The sequence below is a fragment of the Burkholderia gladioli genome (assembly GCF_000959725.1).
Taxonomy (GTDB): domain Bacteria; phylum Pseudomonadota; class Gammaproteobacteria; order Burkholderiales; family Burkholderiaceae; genus Burkholderia; species Burkholderia gladioli.
Map to the genome: position 1 here is coordinate 1,561,273 of NZ_CP009323.1, position 17,383 is coordinate 1,578,655.

The following is a 17,383-nucleotide window of genomic DNA, read 5'->3' on the forward strand; positions in this document are numbered from 1 at the left end:
GCCATTCGGAAGGCTTCCTAATGCAAATTAGGTGTTTTCTTATTGTCGTGTCGCTTGCCGCCGCGGGTTTCAGTGCCCCCGCGCGGGCCGACTGCTATGACGAGGCGGCCAAGTACCAGAAGGTCAATCCCCTGATCCTGCGTGCCATCGCGTGGCAGGAATCCCACAACACACCCGATGCGATCAACCGTAATGCGAACGGTTCGACCGATTACGGGATCATGCAGATCAACTCGATCCATCTGTCGCGGCTGGCCCAGTACGGCATCACCAAGGACACCCTGATGCAGCCGTGCAAGAACGTCTATATCGCCGCCTGGCACCTGCGCCAGAAGATGAACAAGTACGGCAATACCTGGGCGGCGATCGGCGCTTACCACTCCGAAACACCGCCGCTGCGGGACAAGTACGCGCACCAGATCGCGGCGATCCTGTCCAAGTGGCGCCTGCTGCCGGCCGAGAACGAGCCGCGCTGAAACACGCCGAGGCGCGCTTGCGCCCGGCTCGCCGATCGGCGGTTTGCGCATCCCTGCCTGTTTAGCGGGCCCAGCCGCGGTTTTACCGAATCCCGTCTACTTCCTGCCGCGGCTTCCCGGCCAGGCTCCCGCCGCCTGCTATCTAGATATGGCGAGCCGACGTTTGAGGCCTCGCGGCCGACGCCCCAGCCCGGCGCGGGCGGGCCCAGCCGCGTTTGATGCACAATGCGGCTTTCACGCCGCCGTGCGCGCGAGCCTCGTTTCGCCGCGCCGGCCGCCGCTTCCGCCACTTTCCAGGGTACGCACCGCCATGAACCAGCCCCTGCCCGTCACCGTGCTGTCCGGCTTTCTCGGCGCCGGCAAGACCACGCTGCTGAACCACGTCCTCGCCAATCGCGAGGGCCTGCGCGTGGCCGTGATCGTCAACGACCTGGCCGAGGTCAATATCGACGCCGCGCTGGTCGAGGATCGCGCCACCCTCTCGCACGTCGAAGAGCGGCTGGTCGAGATGTCCAACGGCTGCATCTGCTGCACGCTGCGCGACGACCTGCTGGTCGAGATCCGCCGGCTCGCGGCCGAGCAGCGCTTCGACGCGATCCTGGTCGAATCGACCGGCGTGGCCGAGCCGATGCCGATCGCCGAAACCTTCGGCTTCGTCGACGACGAGGGCGAGACGCTCGGCGATATCGCGCGGCTCGACACCATGGTCACCGTGGTCGACGCCTTCAATTTCCTGCGCGACTACGGCTCCGACGAGGGCCTGGCCGACCGCGGCCTGGCCGAGGGCGACGACGATCGCCAGTTGGTCGAGCTGCTGATCGAGCAGATCGAGTTCTGCGACGTGCTGGTGATCAACAAGGCTGACCTCGTCGCGGCGGACGAACTCGCGCGCCTGCTGACGATCCTGGCCAGCCTCAACCCGCGCGCGCGGCAACTGGTGAGCCGCTTCGGCGCGGTGCCGCTGCGCGAGGTGATCGACACCGGCCTGTTCGATTTCGAGGCCGCCGCCAACGCGCCGGGCTGGCTCGCCTCGCTCGAGCATCGGCACGATCACGAACACGGGGAAGATTGCGGCGAGGATTGCGGGCACACGCACGCGGCCGGCGAGTTCGGCATCGGCAACTTCGTCTATCGCGCGCGCCGACCGTTTCATCCGCAACGTTTCTGGACCCTGCTGCACGACGAATGGCAGGGCGTGCTGCGCAGCAAGGGCTTCTTCTGGCTGGCCACGCGCAACGATATCGGCGGCTCGCTCTCGCAGGCGGGCGGCGTCTGCCGGCACGGGCCGGCCGGGCTCTGGTGGGCCGCGCAGGACCGCGCCGAATGGCCCGATGACGATCCGGCGCTGCTCGAGGAGATCGCCGCCGATTGGCATGGCGCGCCCGACGACGACAGTATCGGCGACCGCCGCCAGGAACTGGTGCTGATCGGCATCGGCCTGGACGCCGCGCAATGGCGCGCGAAATTCGACGCCTGCCTGCTCGACGATGCCGAATACGCGGCCGGCATGGAAGCCTGGCGCGCGCTGCCCGATCCGTTTCCGTCCTGGGACCTCGACGAGCACGACGATCACGACGACGAGGAAATCGTCCATCGCCACTGAAACGGGCCCTTTCGAGGCCCGCCTCGGTCGATGGTCAAGCTTGGTCAAATCGGGGAAAAGCGTCGCGCAAACACGTCATTCCAGCGCCCGCGAGGCTTCCTCGGGACGAAAAAAAACCCGCCGCGAGGCGGGTTTTTCCGTTCACAAACGCTGGACTCAGCGCTTGTTCACTGCATCCTTGAATGCCTTGCCAGCCGTGAACTTGACGGTCTTGGCTGCCGGAATCTTGATGGTTTCGCCCGTCTTCGGGTTGCGGCCGGTACGTGCTGCACGCTTACCCGAGCCGAAGCTGCCGAAGCCGATCAACTGAACCGCGTCGCCTTTCGACACGGCCTTCTTGATCACCTCGAGGAGCGTGTCCAGCGTTTCGCCGGTTTGAGCCTTGCTGGCGCCCGTCTGTGCGGCGACGGCGTCGATCAGTTCCTGTTTGTTCATTAAGGTTCCTTTCTCAGGTTAAGTTGACACGAACAGCGCGGACGCGCCGATTATACGTGCGCAGGCCGTAGCATCGCAGTTCGCGGCGACGACCAGGCGCATCCGGACCGCGCCGCGCCTGGTACCCGCGGGTGAGCCCTGAGGCGCTTCCGCAGTACGGCGCTTGCTATGATAGCGCAGCGCAAACCCAATAACGACAAGGGTTTCAAAGATTTTCATCCGGATTTTGCCGGATCTTCAGGCCGTTGCCCGCATTTTTGCCGCGTGGCGACCAGCGTTGTCAAGCGCCGCAAGCGAGCCTTCGGAGCCGACGTTGGTTTTTGCCAACGCCAGGCTGGGCGCGGCTTTGGCGGCTCCGGCCAGGTGTTGCAGCGCATTTGCCCGGGCCCTTCGCCGGCCCTTTCGATTGTTTCGCATGACCGACCGACTCGCTCCCGCCACGCTCGTCTTCCGCGAAGACGGCACGCTCGTTTCCCCCGCCTACGGCGATATCTACCATAGCGCGGCCGGCGCGCTCGCCCAGGCCGAGCACGTGTTCCTGCGCGGCAACCGCCTGCCCGAACGCTGGCGCGGGCGTCGCCACTTCACCATCGTCGAGACCGGCTTCGGCACCGGCTGCAACTTCCTCGCGACCTGGGCCGCCTGGCGCGCGGATCCTTCGCGCAGCGAGCGGCTACATTTCGTCTCGGTCGAGAAACATCCGTTCTCGCGCGAGGACCTGCGCAAGGCCGCTCGCCATATCGTTGCGGGCACAACCATCGATGCGAGCCTCGTCGACGAACTCGCCGATGCCTGGCCGATGCTCACGCCGGGGCTGCATCGCGTCGAACTCGATGCAGGGCGGGTGGTACTGACGCTCGCCTTCGGCGATGCGCGCGAGATGCTGCCCTCGCTGGTGCTGCGTGCCGATGCGTTTTATCTCGATGGTTTCGCGCCCTCGCGCAACGCCGAACTCTGGTCCGTCGAGGTGTTCCGCGCGCTCGCGAAACTGGCCGACGAACACGCCAGCTTCGCCACCTACACGAGCGCCGGCGATGTGAAACGAGCCCTGGAAAACGCGGGCTTTTCGTATCGCAAGGTGGAGGGATTCGCGGGCAAGCGCGCGATGCTGGTCGGCGAATTCGCGCCGCGCTGGAAGCTGCGTCGACACGAACCGCCACGCGCCTTCGACGCCGATACGCGCGACGCGATCGTGATCGGCGCGGGCCTGGCAGGTTGCGCGTTGGTCGAGCGTCTCGCCGCGCGCGGCTGGCGAGTCACGCTGATCGATCGACATGCCGAACTCGCGAGCGAAGCCTCGGGCAATCGCGCCGGCGTGTTCCATCCGCTGGTCGCGATCGACGACAACTTCGGCGCGCGGCTCTCGCGTGCCGGTTATCAATACGCGCTGTCGCGATGGCGCGCGTTCGAAGCGGCCGGACATGCGTTCTCGCGTAGTCGCGAAGGCCTGCTGCAACTCGCCTGCGACGAACCGGAATTCGTGCGCATGCAAGCCGCCGCCGATGCGCTGGGCATGCCCGATGAACTGGCCTCGCTGCTCTCGCGCGAGCAGGCCGGCGAACAACTGGGTAGCGAAACCGCGCAAGGTGGATGGTTCTTCCCGCAAGGCGGCTCGCTCGATCCGACGAAACTGGCCGCGGCCGCCTGCGCGACGGCGGGCGAGCGGCTCACGCGGCTGGCGAACGTGGAGGTCGCGCGCCTCGTGCCGCGCGAGGGCGGCGGCTGGCTCGCGCTCGACGCGAACGGCGCGACACTGGCCTCGGCCGCGGTGGCGATCGTCGCGAACGCGGCCGACGCGCCGCGCCTGGCCGGCTTGCGACATGCGCCGGTACAGCAGGTGCGCGGCCAACTGAGCATGCTGCCGGCAGGCAGCGCACCCAAGGTCGCGCTGCCCGTGATCGGCGACGGCTACCTGATCCCGTTCGCCGACGGCAGCGCGCTGACCGGCGCGACCTACGAGCCCGACGACCTCGATCCGATCCCGCGCGAAGCCGGTCATCGAGAGAACCTCGTCCGGCTCGCCGCGCTGCTGCCTCACGCCCAGGTCGATTCCAACATGCTCGCCGATCCTGCCTCGCTGAAAGGCCGAGTCGCGTTCCGCTGCGTGGCCAGCGATCGCCTGCCGCTGGCGGGCGCGCTGGGCGACGAAGCCGCCGCGGCCGCCCATGCTCGCGCCTTGTCGGGCGCCCAGCCACGTGACCTGCCGCGCGCGGCGGGTCTCTACGGCGCCTTCGGATTTGGTTCGCGCGGCTTCGTCTGGGCCTGGCTGGCCGCCGAGCTGATCGCCTCGCAACTGGAGGGCGAACCCTGGCCGATCGAGCGCGAACTGGCCGAGGCGATCGATCCCGCGCGCTTCCTGCTGCGCGCGCTACGCCAGGGCCGCGTCGGCTGATTCCTCCAGGCGGCGTTCGTCCGCCCGTCATTTCCATTACATCCAATGCTTTTCCGAGCGGCGCCGGCCGAGGCAGGCCCGCGCTCGCTCGCCGCGAGCCACAGTATTTTTTTCACGGCAACACAGTGGCCATGGCAGGTTATCCACCCGAATCTGTGGATAAGCGCGCGAATTGCCTGCGAGTTGTCTGTGCAAGCACAGTGGACGTAAACGGGGTAACTTGGCCTCGCCGCACAGCACAGCAAAAGTTGTTCTGTGAATCCCTGTGCGCACGCACAGACTGTGCGAGTGCTTATGATTTTCCCAAGCCCATGAATCTGTGAGGTTTACCGGAGTTATCCACAGAAAAGGCATGCCTTTGTTAACTTCTACTACGTATACATACAGGTAAACCTTTGGATATAACCCCGAGCCATCAGCCGGGCAGCCAGGCACCGGACAAATCCGATCCGGATCGAAATAGATGTGGCACAATCGGACACCTTCGCGCCGCACCGGCATGCCACCGGCGCGGCACCCACGGAACAGTTATTGCGGATCGGAATCTGAGGATGAGAGATCGCGCTGTTTCCTTCACACCCCAGGCCGACGATCAGATCGGCCATGTCCCGAGCGGCAAGTCCACCCGCCGCGAATCGGGCAGCCCCGTGTCCTGACGCCCAGACCAGCGAACACACCGATCACGGGGCAATCAGCCGCCAGCGCGCCCACTCGTTCGACATGCTCGACCCCGCGTCGCTGCCGGTTGCCTTCGAATAGGAGAAGTCACCACGATGAAGTCGGCGTTCTCGTTTCTACCGAATTGGCCGCTTGTTCCCGACGCGGTGTTCTGGGCCGGGATTGCGCTGTTTGCCGCCGGCCTGTGCGGCGAGCTCTGCTACCGGGCCTGGCGCCTGCCGCGCGTGACCGGTTACGCGGTGATCGGCCTGATCGCCGGCTCGGCCGGCTTCGGCGCGATCGACGCGAGCAGCAGCGACAGCGCGCGACTGTTGATCAACGTCGCGCTCGGCCTGCTGCTGTTCGAGCTCGGCAACCGGCTCGACCTGCGCTGGATCCGCCGCAACCCCTGGCTGATCGCCACCAGCGTGGCCGAGGCGACGCTGACCTTCGCCCTGGTGCTGACCGTGCTGCTGGTGCTCGGCGTGCCGGCGATGGTGTCGATCGTGCTGGCCGCCATCGCGGTGGCCACCTCGCCCGCGATGGCGATCCAGCTCAAGACCGAGCTGCGCGCGGAAGGACAGGTCTCGCAACGGCTGCTCACGCTGACGGCACTCAACAGCGTCTATTCGGTGGTGCTCACCAAGCTGCTGACCAGCTGGCTGCACCAGGAGGAATACGGCAACGTGTTCGCCACCATCCTCCAGCCGATCTACCTGATCGCCGGTTCGCTGATCCTGGCCTACCTGCTGGCGCGCGCCTGCCGCTACCTGTTCCGCCACATCGCGCCGGCGATGCGCGACGAGCATTCCTTCGTCGCCCTGTTCGGCCTGGTGGTGCTGGCCATCGCCGTCGCCCAGGCGCTCAAGCTCTCGACCGTGCTGACCCTGCTGCTGGCCGGCATCATCGTGAAGAACCTCGAGGTGCGCCCGCAGCTCTGGCCCGAGCATTTCGGCACCGCCGGCTGGCTGCTGACCGTGATCCTGTTCGTGCTGACGCTGACCTCGTTCACCTGGCACGACCTGGCCACCGGCGGGCTGGTGGCGGTGGTGCTGATCCTCACGCGGCTGGTCGCCAAGCTGGTGGGGGTGGTCGCCTTCGCGAAGAAGAGCGGCATCAACGTCAAGCAGGGCGTCGCGCTCGGGCTGTCGCTGATGCCGATGTCGGCGCTCGCCTACCTGCTGGTCGACGACACCTACCAGGCCTATCCGAATTTCGACCCGCACCTGCGCGCGGTCGTGATGTGCTCGATCGTTCTGCTGCAGCTGGTCGGTCCGCTGTTCGTCTACCGCAGCCTGTCGGCTGTCGGCGAACGACGCGACGAAAGCTGACCGGCGCGGCCGCCGCCCAGCGTCGAGACGGCGGCGGCCGTGCCCAACCCGTTATCCGGAATTCGCCATGGCACTCGAAACCTTCAACAATTCCGAGCCGTTCACCTTCGGCGTCGAACTCGAAATCCAGATCGTCAACACCCACAACTACGATCTGACCAAAGCGGCTTCCGACCTGATGCGCCTGGTCGAGAACGAGCCGCACCCGGGCAACATCACGCCCGAAATCACCGAGAGCATGATCGAGCTGTCGACCGGCATCTGCCATTCGCACGAGCAGGCCCTGAGCGAGCTGCATGCGATCCGCGACGTGCTGGTCAAGGCGGCCGACCATCTCAACGTCGGGCTGTGCGGCGGCGGCACCCACACCTTCCAGCAATGGAGCGAGCGGCAGATCTACGACGCGCCGCGCTTCCAGTACCTGTCCGAGCTGTACGGCTACCTGGCCAAGCAGTTCACGGTGTTCGGCCAGCACGTGCATATCGGCTGCCCCGACGCGGACAGCGCGCTGTTCCTGCTGCATTCGATGTCGCGCTACATCCCGCACTTCATCGCGCTGTCGGCGTCCTCGCCCTATGTCCAGAATGTGGACACCGGCTTTCATTCGGCCCGCCTCAATTCGGTGTTCGCCTTCCCGATGTCGGGCCGCGCGCCCTATACGCTGACCTGGGACGGCTTCGAGGAGTACTTCTCGAAGATGGTCAACACGGGCGTGGTCAACAGCATGAAGGACTTCTACTGGGACATCCGTCCCAAGCCCGGCTTCGGCACGATCGAGGTGCGCGTGATGGATACGCCGCTGTCGGTCGACCGCGCGGCGGCGATCGCCTGCTACATCCAGACGCTGGCGCGCTACCTGCTGCTCGACAAGCCGCTCACGCTGTCCGAGGACGATTACCTGGTCTATACCTTCAACCGCTTCGAGGCCTGCCGCTTCGGCCTGGACGGCACCTGCGTGAACCCGCAGACGGGCGAGCGGCGCACCATCGCCGAGGACATTCTCGATACGCTCGACAAGCTCGCCCCGCACGCGGCCGCGCTCGGCTCGCGCGCCGCGCTCGACGAGGTGGGCGCGCTGGCCAAGGCGCGCGTGAACGACGCTTCCTGGCTGCGCACCGTTTTCAAGCAGGAAAAATCGCTCAACGAGACGGTGCGACAACAGTGCTTGCGCTGGCGCGAATGAAAAAGACTATTTCCGCCATCGGCTGTACTGGCGCAAAGCGATACCGACTGTCCGTCCTGACCGAACAAAGGTAGTAGTCGCAAACAATTCGCCTGGCGAGCTTGTGGATAACCGGGACTTTCCCAGCAAAGTCAAGGCTCTGCGACCGCCGCCGGGCGCCCCGCGCAAGGCCCGAGGCGGCGCGTTGTTTGTCGAATGAAAGCGTCGCGGCGATTTCATATGAGATTGATTCACGAAACCACAGCGCGCTGATTCACTTATCCTCGCTTTATCCACAGACTTATTTGGATAACTTAGCTGTGCGATTTTCCGCTCTCGCTTAGAATGTCGGCTTTGCGATCGACGGCACCGGATAGTGCCGCGTTCGCGCGCCGGTTCGTGGCGAATCCAGCCACGGTGAACGGGCATCGGTTGCGCCGTTCCGGGCACTGCAGCTCGATCGCAGGACCGGACACGGATCTCCCCACAAAGGCCGTCGGATGGAACCGAGGCCGGCAACAGCGAAAAGACTATGAGCGAAGGCGTTTACGGGAACGAGGCAGCGGGTCGTGTGACCCACAGCCTGTTGCGATTGAGTACGGCCATGCGGAGCGAGGCATGGGATTGGGCGGAAGGCGCTGGCCTCACGCCGACGCAGGGCGAAATCCTGGTGTTGCTGCTGCAACGCAAGGGCCCGATGCGGCTCGGTGAGATCGCCCGTGAAACCCAGCTCACCGCGGCGACCACCAGCGACGCGGTCAGCACGCTCGAAAGCAAGGGTCTCGTCGAAAAGCGCCGCGCGCTCGACGACGGTCGCGCGCTGGCGGTGCGCCTGAGCGCTCGCGGCCGCACCGCGGCCAAGAAGGCGCTGCAGTGGCCGGAGTTCCTGTCGAAGGCGGTAGGCGTGCTGGCCAGCGACGAGCAGGGCGCCCTGTACCGCTCGCTGCTGAAGGTGCTGCGTGAACTGCAGGTGGCGGGCCAGGCGCCCCAGCACCGCATGTGCGTCACCTGCAAGCACTTCCAGCCCGGCAAGGCTGCCAAGAAGCCGTCGTATCGCTGCTCGCTGCTCGACCTGACGATGGCCGACAGCGACCTGCGCCTCGACTGCTCGGTGCACGAGGAAGCCGATGCGCTGACGCAGAAGAAGACCTGGAAGGTGTTCGCGCAGTTGTGATGACGCGCCGCGCGTGGCGTGCCAGACGGAGTTCGGTTGAATGAATGCAGAAGTCGTAGCAATCCGCCACGTGCACTTCGAGGACCTCGGCAGCTTCGAGCGCGTGCTCGGCCAGCGGGGCAGGCGGGTGCGGTATGTCGATGTCGGCACCTCGCGCGTCGAGGTGCTCGATGCCTGCGGCCCATCCCTGCTGGTGGTGCTGGGCGGCCCGATCAGCGCCTATGACGATGATCTCTATCCGACCACGGCGCCGCTGATCGAGTTGATCCGCAAGCGCATCGAAGCGGGCCTGCCGACGCTCGGGATCTGCCTGGGCGCGCAGCTGATCGCTCGCGCGCTCGGTGCGCGCGTCTATCCGGGCAAGGTCAAGGAAATCGGCTGGACGCCGCTGACGCTGACCGACGCGGGCCTCGCGTCGCCGCTGCGGCACCTGGCCGGCAGCGAGACCTCGATGCTGCACTGGCATGGCGATACCTTCGACCTGCCGCCCGGCGCGATCCATCTCGCCTCCACGCCCGATTGCGCGCACCAGGCGTTCTCGTGGGGCCAGCATGTGCTGGGCCTGCAATGCCATCCGGAAGTCGCCACCGAGAGCTTCGAGGCCTGGCTGATCGGCCATGCCAGCGAGATCGGCTCGGCACCCGGGGTGGATGCCCGGCAATTGCGCGCGGCCACGGCCCAGCACGGGCCGGCGCTGGAACCGGCCGCGGCGCGCATGTTCGGCGAATGGCTCGCCTCGGTGGGGCTCTGAGCGGCACGGGTAACCGGAACCGGCAGTGGATCTCGAAACGGCACGCATGGCGTGCCGTTTTGCTTGGCGGCTCCGATACTTGCATCCACATCGTCATCCGGCACCTTCGCCCGCCTTGGCGGTGCCGCCGGACGCGGCCCGGGCACGCGCCAGCAGCCGCGCGGCACGCGTGCTAACCTCGTCCGCTCCCGTCCCCCTGTAGCGAGTCATACCCGATGAGCGCCCTGTTTTCTCCCCTCCAACTGCGTGATGTCACGCTGCCGAACCGTATCGTCGTGTCGCCGATGTGCCAGTACTCGGCCGAGCGCGGCGAGCCGACCGCCTGGCACACCATCCATCTCGGCCAGCTCGCCCTGTCGGGCGCCGCGATGCTCTGCACCGAGGCCGTCGCGGTCGAGCTCGACGGCCGCATCACGCCGGGCGATCTCGGCTTGTGGGACGACGCCACCGAGGCCGCCTACGTGCCGCTGCTGGCGGCGATCCGCAAGCATTCGCCGATCCGCGTGGCGATGCAGATCGGTCACGCCGGGCGCAAGGCCTCGAGCCGCGCGCCCTGGGAAGGCGGCTCGCTGATCGAAGTAGCCGACGGCGGCTGGCTGCCGCATGCGCCCTCGGCGGTGCCGCACAAGGAAGGCGAGACGGCGCCGCTGGCGCTCGACACGGCCGGCCTGAATCGCCTGCGCCGCGCCTTCGAGGCCACCGCCCGGCGCGCCGCGCGGCTCGGCATCGATGCGCTGGAAGTGCATGCCGCGCACGGCTACCTGCTGCACCAGTTCCTCTCGCCGCTGGCCAACCAGCGCGGCGACGAATACGGCGGCTCGCTCGAGAACCGCATGCGCTTCCCGCTCGAGATCTTCGAGATCGTGCGCGCCGCGTTCCCCGCGGATCGGCCGGTGGGCGTGCGCGTCTCGGCCACCGACTGGGTCGAGGGCGGCTGGACGCTGGACGAGACGATCGCCTTCGCGAAGGCGCTCAAGGCGCGCGGCTGCGACTGGATCGACGTGTCCTCGGGCGGCGTCTCGCCGCTGCAGAAGATCCCGTTGTCGGCCGGCTACCAGGTGCCGTTCGCGCGCGCGGTGCGGCACGCGGTGGAGCTGACCACCTTCGCGGTCGGCCTGATCACCGAGCCGGCGCAAGCCGAGAAGATCGTCGCCGAGGGCGATGCCGACGCGGTCGCGCTGGCTCGCGCGATGCTCTACGATCCGCGCTGGCCGTGGCATGCGGCCGCCGAGCTCGGCGCGACGGTGACGGCGCCGCCGCAATACTGGCGCTCGCAGCCGCGCGACCAGAAGAACCTGTTCGGCGACATCTCGTTCGGCCAGCGCTGAGCGCGGCCGCGGCGGCGCAGGCGGTGCCGGCATGCGAGGGAAGCGATCCCGCGCGTCTGCGCCGCCATGTTTTTGATGCTGCATCATGATCGGCACGACGCGCCCGCGTCGTCGCCAACCCACGTCGCCTCGCCCGATTGGTTGAACGAAGCAAGGCCGAGCGTGTAGCATTCGGTTGGCTCGTTCACGGCGGCTGGTCGCCGGGGCATGCTCCCGCGTGCTGGCGCTTTCGCGCGCGGCGGGCGGACGGCGCCACGCCGGCGGCCGGTATCGTGCCATTCCATCGTCTTCACAAGGATTCATCGATGAGTTCACGCAGGATCGTGGTGCGCCGTTCCGGCGTTCACGGCAAGGGCGTATTCGCGGTCGCGCCGATCAGCGCGGGCGAGCGCGTGGTCGAGTACAAGGGCGAGCGGATCTCCTGGAAGGAGGCGCTGCGCCGCCATCCGCACGATCCGAACGAGCCCAACCACACCTTCTATTTCGCGCTCGAAGAGGGCGGCGTGATCGACGGCAAGGTCGACGGCAACAGCGCGCGCTGGATCAACCATTCCTGCGAGCCGAACTGCGAGGCCGAGGAAACCGCCGGGCGGGTGCATATCCAGGCACTGCGCGATATCGCGGCCGGCGAGGAGCTTTTCTACGACTACGGCCTGGTGATCGACGCCAAGCTGACCAAGGAGCTCAAGCGCGAATACGCCTGCCATTGCGGCACCGCGAGCTGCCGCGGCACGCTGCTGGCCGTCAACGACGAGGACAAGAAGAAAAAGAAGAAGGCGAAGAAGGACGCCAGGTCGGAGAAGGGCGAGAAGGCGGGCAAGGCCGACAAGGCTTCGCGCAAGGAAAAGGGCGCCGAAAAAGGCACCAAAAAGAAGAAGTGAGGCCGGCGCATGGCGGCGCCCGGGTGGCACCGTCATGCAGGCTCGGCCCGGGCGCCGACACGCTCAGGCGTGTTGCGTCGCCGATTCGGCGGCCTTCGGCGCAGAATCGGCCGGCTTCGCGGCCAGCGGGATCCGCACGATGAAGCGCGAACCGCCCTCGGGCGCATCGGCATAGGACACCGCGCCGTCGTGCATCGCGATGATGTCGTGCACGATCGCCAAACCCAGCCCCGCGCCGGTCTCCACCCCATTGCCGCTCTGCGCGTCGCCGCGGAAGAAGCGCTTGAACAGGTCGGCCTGCTGCCCGGCCGGCACCCCCGAACCATTGTCTTCGACCACGATCTCGGCGGCGGCGCGACCGTTGCCGAGCGTCACCTGCGAGACGTTCAGCGTGATGCGCGCGCCTTCCGGACGCGCCAGCGGCACGTATTTCAGCGCGTTGTCGAGCAGGTTCGCGATCACCTCGCGCAGCAGCACCGGGTTGCCGCGCACCACCAGCGGCGGCACGCTGGCCAGGTCGAACTCGTCGGGCGGCAACTCCTCGCTGTCGTCGTCGCCGACCGAGGCGGCGCGGCCGCTGCCGGCGGCGTGTTCGTCGTCGGTCTGGAAGCCCAGGTCGACATGGCAGGCCAGCGCGCGCGGCACCCATTCGGCGCCGGTCTCGAAGGCCAGCGCCGCCAGGTCGACCTCCACGAAGCGAGCCGCCTGCTCGCCCGGCTCGGCGCGCGCCAGCGACAGCAACTGATTCGAGAGCCGCACCGCGCGATCGGCGGCGGCGCGCAGCTCGTGCACGGCGCTCAGGGTCTGCTGGGGGTCGCGCGCCACGGCGGCCTGCTCGGCATGCAGCTTCACCGCGGTCAGCGGCGTGCGCAACTGGTGCGCGGCATCGGCGATGAACTTGCGCTGCGCGTCGAGCGCGGTCTTCAGGCGCCCGAGCAGCGCGTTCATGGCGCTGGTGAGGGGCCGGATCTCGAGCGGCACCTCGGTCTCGTCGACCGGCTCCAGCGAGGTATGAGTCTGCCGGTTCAGCGAATCGGCCAGATGCGTGAGCGGCCCGAGCTGCTGGTTCACCACGCGCCAGACGATGCCCCAGCCGGCCAGCAGCAGCAGCAGCAGCGGCATCATGATCGCCACCAGGAATTCGGCGGCGATCTGGTAGCGGTGCCGTACCGGCTGGGCCACCTCGACGATCATCGGATTGCCGCTGTCGGCCTGCTCCACGCGCACCTGCGCGACGCGCACGGCCTGCCCCTCGTAGTCGGACTCGAACACATAGGCGTAATGCATGCGGCGCACGCTGGTGCCCTGCAGCGGCAGCCGCGGGTCGCCGGCCAGCTCGTGCTCGCCGTCGCTGATGCGGTAGATCAGCTGCTCGGCGGGATCGGAGAACATCGCCTGCGCCAGCGGTGGCACCGTGAACGGCGCGTCGGGCCCGGCGATCTGGATCTGCTTGGAGATCGCGGTGGCGAGATCGGCCAGCGAACGGTCGATCACGTGCTGCGTGTACTGCCAGGCCAGCCAGTAGGCGATCAGTCCGCTCATCAGCGCGAGCATCGACAGCGGGGCGGCGAGGCGGCGCAGCAGCGAGCGGCGCAGGCTGGAAGCGGCCGGTTCAGTGGACATCGCGTCAACCATCCAAAAAGCAGCGCCCGGCATGAACCGGGCGCGGCGGGGATACGAAAACGCGGCATGGCGCGAGGCCTGCCGCGTTGGCGTCGGGGCGGCGCTGCCGTGTCATCACCACCGGCCCGCGAAGGGCCGGCGGACACGCGGCGCGCGCGGCCTCAGACGCTGGCCGGCTGGCGGATTTCCTGCAGCAGGTAGCCGAAGCCGCGCACCGTGACGATCTCGACACGGCATTGCTCGAGCTTCTTGCGCACGCGGTGCACATAGACTTCGATCGCGGTATCGCCGAGATCGCCACCGAAGTGGGTCAGGTGATCCTGCAACTGGGCCTTGCTGACCACGCGGCCGTGGCGCAGCAGCAGCATCTCGAGCACCGCGAATTCGCGCGGCGACAGCTCGAGCGGCTTGTCGTCGTTGAAGATGCGGCGATCGACGCCCGACAGGCGCACGCCGCCGAGCGAGACTTCCGGACGCGGCATGTCGCTATGCGGGCCGCTGCGGCGCATCACGGCGCGGATCCGCGCTTCCAGCTCGGCCGGTTCGAAGGGCTTGAGCATGTAGTCGTCGGCGCCGGAATTGAGGCCCTGCACGCGGTCGTTCAGTTCGTCGCGCGCGGTCAGCACGATCACCGGCGTATGGCGATTGGTCTGACGGAAGCGCGACAGCAGGGTCATGCCGTCGATGCCGGGCAGGCCCAGGTCGAGGATCACCAGTTCATGGCGATTCTGCGCGAGCGCCTGCTCGGCGAAAATGCCGTCATGAACCATGTCGACGGTGAAGCCGGCTTGTTCGAGGCTGCTCTGGATGCCGCGTGCGATGGGGCGGTCGTCTTCGATGAGGAGGAGTCGCATGAGATTCGCTCAAGTACAATGGGTTGGCTGGGACAGCACGACGCCGTTTCCAACAGCATGTCGCGTGGCCGACGACAGGCAAGGCGGCTAGCGAACGAAATTCCAACTATATGTCCGACATCTCGATCCACGAACTCGAAGCCGCGATCAATTTCTGGCGCGCCCGTTCGCCGTCCAGCGGCGACGAACTCAGACTGTGCGAAGAAGCGAGCGCGCTTTCCAAGCCGTATGCGTTGCTGATTGTACAGCGGCAAAGCGCACTGAAACTGGAAGGTTTGGACCCCATTGCGCGTCGTGCCTGGGAGTCTTACGTGCGCCTTATGAACGGCTTGGAAAGCTGAAGGCTCGCACCTTTTCACAGCTTTCCGTTCTCAAAGGAACGCGCGTTGACGGTGAACCGTTGACGCGCGTTTTGTTTTACGCGGTGCTTTTGTGGCGAAGCCATGAAGAATCGGCGGCAGCGGCGTGGCGCGCGCTGACAGCCGTGATTCGCGCGGCCTGCGGCGATGGCGGTTTCGTCAGGCGAGCGTTGGTCCTACGTCGGCACTTCGTCGGCGGTTTGTCGGTTTCGCCGTATCGACCCCATCCGCGCTTCGGTAATGGTTCGAAATAGGGAAGGGCGAGAGATGTGCTGCGATCGCAGCGGCGGTTCGGGAAGCAGGTGGGGAAGGGCACCGCGCGGGAAGGTGATGCGCGGCGCCCGGGGAGGATCAGCCGAGCTGGGCCTCGCGGCCCGCTTCGTCGATGAAGCGCGCCAGCGCGATGTCGCGTTCGGTCAGGCCGTTCGCGTCATGCGTCGAGAGGGTGATGTCGACACGGTTGTAGACATTGAACCACTCGGGATGGTGGTTCATTTCCTGCGCCTTGATGGCGACGCGCGTCATGAAGCCGAACGCGGCGTTGAAGTCGGCGAAACGCAGGCTGCGCTCGATCGCATCGCGGCCGGGCACGGCCGACCAGTGTGGCAGCGTCTCGAGCTGCGTCTTGCGTTCTTCCGATGTGAGCTTGTGGATCATCTTGATGGCCTCGTCTCCGAATAAGGCGCGCCGGTCTCGTGGAGGCGCGCCGATCCGGACATTCTTTCATACTTGTACGTACCGCCGCTTGATCGGGGCACGATCGCTGCTCAGTGCGTGGCGTCCTGGTCCTGCGCCCAGCCCTCGCCGGTGCCGCGATGGATCACCCGATCCCCGTCGAGCACCGCGCCGGCCGGATACTCGCTCATGCCGGCCAGGCGCCTGGCCAGCGCCCTCGCGTCGACCTTCAGCAGGGCAAACAATTGCTCGAAGTCGTCGATCACGAAATAGGTCTTCTGGAAGGTGTCGATGCGATAGGCGGTGCGCATCACCCGGTCGAGCTCGAAGCCGATCCGGTTGGGCGCCTCGCTCTCCAGGCTGTAGACCGACTCGCCGCGGCTCGACACGATGCCCGCGCCGTAGATCTGCAGCGTGTCGCGATCGTGCCGGCTGCGGATCAGCCCGAACTCGACCGTGTACCAGTAGAGCCGACCCAGCAGCGAGAGCGCGAAGGGATCGTCGGCAACCGCCAGCGCGGCCCGGCCGTAGGCGTGCATGTAGTCGGCGAACACCGGGTCGATCAGCAGCGGCACGTGGCCGAACAGGTCGTGGAAGCAGTCGGGTTCCTGCAGGTAGTCGAGCTGGTCCGGGCGGCGCATCCACCAGGTCACCGGGAAGCGCCGTTCGGCCAGGTGGGCGAAGAACACGTCGCCGGGCACCAGGCCCGGCACCGCGACGATCTTCCAGCCGGTGGCGGGCTCGAGCTGCCGGTTCACCTCCTCGAACGAGGGCACGCGATCGGCCGGCAGCGTGAGCCGCTTCATGCCTGCCACGAAGGCATCGGCGGCGCGCCCTTCCAGCAGCGCCGTCTGCCGCGCATAGAGCTGCGCCCACACCGCGTGATCGACCCGGCCGTAACGCTCGAGCGGCTGGTCGATGGTGAAATCGGCGCGGGTTTCGAGGCCCGCGTCGAACTGCTCCTGCAGTTTCGCGGTGACGACGGTGGACATGACTGGCTCGCTGGCGAGTGGTGGAACGAGATGCCAGTGTAGAGCGGCCGGCGCGCGGGAAGGGCGCAATCTCGACGTGAAACCGATCGATGATGCGATAATCGCGCACCAAATAGATATTTGACGCGGAGAATCTTCATGCTGGAACTCGATCATTTCGACCTGGCCCTGCTCGACGTGCTGCAGCGCTTCGGACGCGCCACGCATCAGCAACTCGGCGAGCAGGTGCCGCTCTCGCCCTCGCAGATCGGCCGGCGCCTGCAGCGGCTCGAATCGGCCGGCGTGATCGACGGCTATCGCGTGGTGCTGCGGCCCGAGCGGCTCGGGCTGGGCGTGACTGCCTTCACGAGCCTGAAGCTCAAGCACCATGGCGATTCGATCATCGAGCAGTTCCAGCAGCAGATCGACGTGCTGGCCGAGGTGCTCGAATGCCATGCGGTGGTGGGCGATGCCGACTACCTGCTGCGCATCGTGGCGCCGGACCTCAACGCGCTGTCGACCTTCGTGATGAAGAAGCTGATGCGGGTGCCCGGCGTGGACAGCGTGCGCTCGAATATCGTGCTGACCACCTTCAAGCGCAACGGGCCGCTGCCGCTGTCGCACCTGGAGCCGGGCGCGGCGCCGGCCTGAGGCGGCGTCGCCGCTTCATTACGCGGCGTCGCCGCTTCGTTTCGCGCGGGACGGCCAGGC

At 66.9% G+C, this 17,383-nt stretch carries 16 protein-coding genes; 11 read left to right on the top strand and 5 right to left on the bottom strand.

All coding sequences use genetic code 11. The annotated features are described in order from the left end of the window. The first annotated feature begins 20 nt into the window (after window positions 1-20). Together BM43_RS23935 and BM43_RS23940 are read left to right on the top strand one after the other, a co-directional pair. Window positions 21-476, top strand: a complete 456-nt coding sequence (locus BM43_RS23935; protein WP_013696135.1) for a lytic transglycosylase domain-containing protein — start codon at window positions 21-23, stop codon at window positions 474-476. Window positions 477-786: 310 nt separating this feature from the next. Beyond that, window positions 787-2,079 (top strand): GTP-binding protein, encoded by a 1,293-nt coding sequence (locus BM43_RS23940; protein WP_036048717.1) that lies wholly within the window; start codon window positions 787-789, stop codon window positions 2,077-2,079. 156 nt (window positions 2,080-2,235) lie between these two features. Here BM43_RS23940 and BM43_RS23945 read toward each other — a convergent pair whose 3' ends face one another. Continuing rightward, window positions 2,236-2,514 carry an HU family DNA-binding protein gene (locus BM43_RS23945; protein ID WP_006401505.1) on the bottom strand — a complete coding sequence of 93 codons (279 nt, stop codon included), beginning with the start codon at window positions 2,512-2,514 and terminating at the stop codon, window positions 2,236-2,238. A 415-nt stretch (window positions 2,515-2,929) separates the two neighbouring features. Here BM43_RS23945 and mnmC point away from each other — a divergent pair, with 415 nt between their 5' ends. The 7 genes from mnmC (at window position 2,930) to BM43_RS23980 (ending at window position 12,190) form a co-directional block, all read left to right on the top strand. Next, complete coding sequence (gene mnmC, locus BM43_RS23950) at window positions 2,930-4,906, top strand: bifunctional tRNA (5-methylaminomethyl-2-thiouridine)(34)-methyltransferase MnmC2/FAD-dependent 5-carboxymethylaminomethyl-2-thiouridine(34) oxidoreductase MnmC1 (RefSeq protein WP_036048715.1); 1,977 nt, start codon at window positions 2,930-2,932, stop codon at window positions 4,904-4,906. 773 nt (window positions 4,907-5,679) lie between these two features. Then, window positions 5,680-6,894: a cation:proton antiporter gene (locus BM43_RS23955; RefSeq protein ID WP_013696139.1), complete on the top strand. Its 1,215-nt coding sequence runs from the start codon at window positions 5,680-5,682 to the stop codon at window positions 6,892-6,894. 67 nt (window positions 6,895-6,961) lie between these two features. Next, a complete protein-coding gene (locus BM43_RS23960) occupies window positions 6,962-8,077 on the top strand; it encodes a YbdK family carboxylate-amine ligase (protein WP_017917940.1) in 1,116 nt (371 codons plus the stop codon). Window positions 8,078-8,588: 511 nt separating this feature from the next. Further along, complete coding sequence (locus tag BM43_RS23965; RefSeq protein ID WP_013696141.1) at window positions 8,589-9,230, top strand: MarR family winged helix-turn-helix transcriptional regulator; 642 nt, start codon at window positions 8,589-8,591, stop codon at window positions 9,228-9,230. 40 nt (window positions 9,231-9,270) lie between these two features. Continuing rightward, the gene (locus BM43_RS23970; protein WP_036048713.1) at window positions 9,271-9,981 is read left to right on the top strand and encodes a glutamine amidotransferase; all 711 of its coding nucleotides are present in this window, start codon (window positions 9,271-9,273) and stop codon (window positions 9,979-9,981) included. Window positions 9,982-10,196: 215 nt separating this feature from the next. Next, complete coding sequence (locus tag BM43_RS23975; protein WP_036048711.1) at window positions 10,197-11,309, top strand: NADH:flavin oxidoreductase/NADH oxidase; 1,113 nt, start codon at window positions 10,197-10,199, stop codon at window positions 11,307-11,309. Window positions 11,310-11,614: 305 nt separating this feature from the next. After that, window positions 11,615-12,190 (top strand): SET domain-containing protein, encoded by a 576-nt coding sequence (locus tag BM43_RS23980; RefSeq protein ID WP_013696144.1) that lies wholly within the window; start codon window positions 11,615-11,617, stop codon window positions 12,188-12,190. Window positions 12,191-12,253: 63 nt separating this feature from the next. Here BM43_RS23980 and BM43_RS23985 read toward each other — a convergent pair whose 3' ends face one another. Together BM43_RS23985 and BM43_RS23990 are read right to left on the bottom strand one after the other, a co-directional pair. Beyond that, entirely contained in the window at window positions 12,254-13,813 is a 1,560-nt protein-coding gene (locus tag BM43_RS23985; RefSeq protein WP_036048709.1) for a sensor histidine kinase, read from the bottom strand. Between the two features lie 161 nt (window positions 13,814-13,974). Then, a complete protein-coding gene (locus BM43_RS23990; protein WP_012734156.1) occupies window positions 13,975-14,667 on the bottom strand; it encodes a response regulator transcription factor in 693 nt (230 codons plus the stop codon). 110 nt (window positions 14,668-14,777) lie between these two features. Here BM43_RS23990 and BM43_RS23995 point away from each other — a divergent pair, with 110 nt between their 5' ends. Continuing rightward, window positions 14,778-15,008 (top strand): DUF3717 domain-containing protein, encoded by a 231-nt coding sequence (locus BM43_RS23995; RefSeq protein WP_013696146.1) that lies wholly within the window; start codon window positions 14,778-14,780, stop codon window positions 15,006-15,008. A 369-nt stretch (window positions 15,009-15,377) separates the two neighbouring features. Here BM43_RS23995 and BM43_RS24000 read toward each other — a convergent pair whose 3' ends face one another. Further along, the gene (locus tag BM43_RS24000) at window positions 15,378-15,689 is read right to left on the bottom strand and encodes a 4a-hydroxytetrahydrobiopterin dehydratase (RefSeq protein ID WP_255222506.1); all 312 of its coding nucleotides are present in this window, start codon (window positions 15,687-15,689) and stop codon (window positions 15,378-15,380) included. 104 nt (window positions 15,690-15,793) lie between these two features. Next, window positions 15,794-16,693, bottom strand: a complete 900-nt coding sequence (gene phhA / locus BM43_RS24005) for a phenylalanine 4-monooxygenase (RefSeq protein ID WP_036048707.1) — start codon at window positions 16,691-16,693, stop codon at window positions 15,794-15,796. Window positions 16,694-16,831: 138 nt separating this feature from the next. Between phhA and BM43_RS24010 the strand changes: the two genes are divergently transcribed. Next, window positions 16,832-17,323 carry an Lrp/AsnC family transcriptional regulator gene (locus BM43_RS24010; RefSeq protein ID WP_013696149.1) on the top strand — a complete coding sequence of 164 codons (492 nt, stop codon included), beginning with the start codon at window positions 16,832-16,834 and terminating at the stop codon, window positions 17,321-17,323. Window positions 17,324-17,383 lie beyond the last annotated feature (60 nt).

Coding starts and splice junctions, on each gene's coding strand:
- BM43_RS23935 (WP_013696135.1), top strand. CDS start 21: ATGCAAATTAGGTGTTTTCTTATTGTCGTGTCGCTTGCCGCCGCGGGT.
- BM43_RS23940 (WP_036048717.1), top strand. CDS start 787: ATGAACCAGCCCCTGCCCGTCACCGTGCTGTCCGGCTTTCTCGGCGCC.
- BM43_RS23945 (WP_006401505.1), bottom strand. CDS start 2,514: ATGAACAAACAGGAACTGATCGACGCCGTCGCCGCACAGACGGGCGCC.
- mnmC (WP_036048715.1), top strand. CDS start 2,930: ATGACCGACCGACTCGCTCCCGCCACGCTCGTCTTCCGCGAAGACGGC.
- BM43_RS23955 (WP_013696139.1), top strand. CDS start 5,680: ATGAAGTCGGCGTTCTCGTTTCTACCGAATTGGCCGCTTGTTCCCGAC.
- BM43_RS23960 (WP_017917940.1), top strand. CDS start 6,962: ATGGCACTCGAAACCTTCAACAATTCCGAGCCGTTCACCTTCGGCGTC.
- BM43_RS23965 (WP_013696141.1), top strand. CDS start 8,589: ATGAGCGAAGGCGTTTACGGGAACGAGGCAGCGGGTCGTGTGACCCAC.
- BM43_RS23970 (WP_036048713.1), top strand. CDS start 9,271: ATGAATGCAGAAGTCGTAGCAATCCGCCACGTGCACTTCGAGGACCTC.
- BM43_RS23975 (WP_036048711.1), top strand. CDS start 10,197: ATGAGCGCCCTGTTTTCTCCCCTCCAACTGCGTGATGTCACGCTGCCG.
- BM43_RS23980 (WP_013696144.1), top strand. CDS start 11,615: ATGAGTTCACGCAGGATCGTGGTGCGCCGTTCCGGCGTTCACGGCAAG.
- BM43_RS23985 (WP_036048709.1), bottom strand. CDS start 13,813: ATGTCCACTGAACCGGCCGCTTCCAGCCTGCGCCGCTCGCTGCTGCGC.
- BM43_RS23990 (WP_012734156.1), bottom strand. CDS start 14,667: ATGCGACTCCTCCTCATCGAAGACGACCGCCCCATCGCACGCGGCATC.
- BM43_RS23995 (WP_013696146.1), top strand. CDS start 14,778: ATGTCCGACATCTCGATCCACGAACTCGAAGCCGCGATCAATTTCTGG.
- phhA (WP_036048707.1), bottom strand. CDS start 16,693: ATGTCCACCGTCGTCACCGCGAAACTGCAGGAGCAGTTCGACGCGGGC.
- BM43_RS24010 (WP_013696149.1), top strand. CDS start 16,832: ATGCTGGAACTCGATCATTTCGACCTGGCCCTGCTCGACGTGCTGCAG.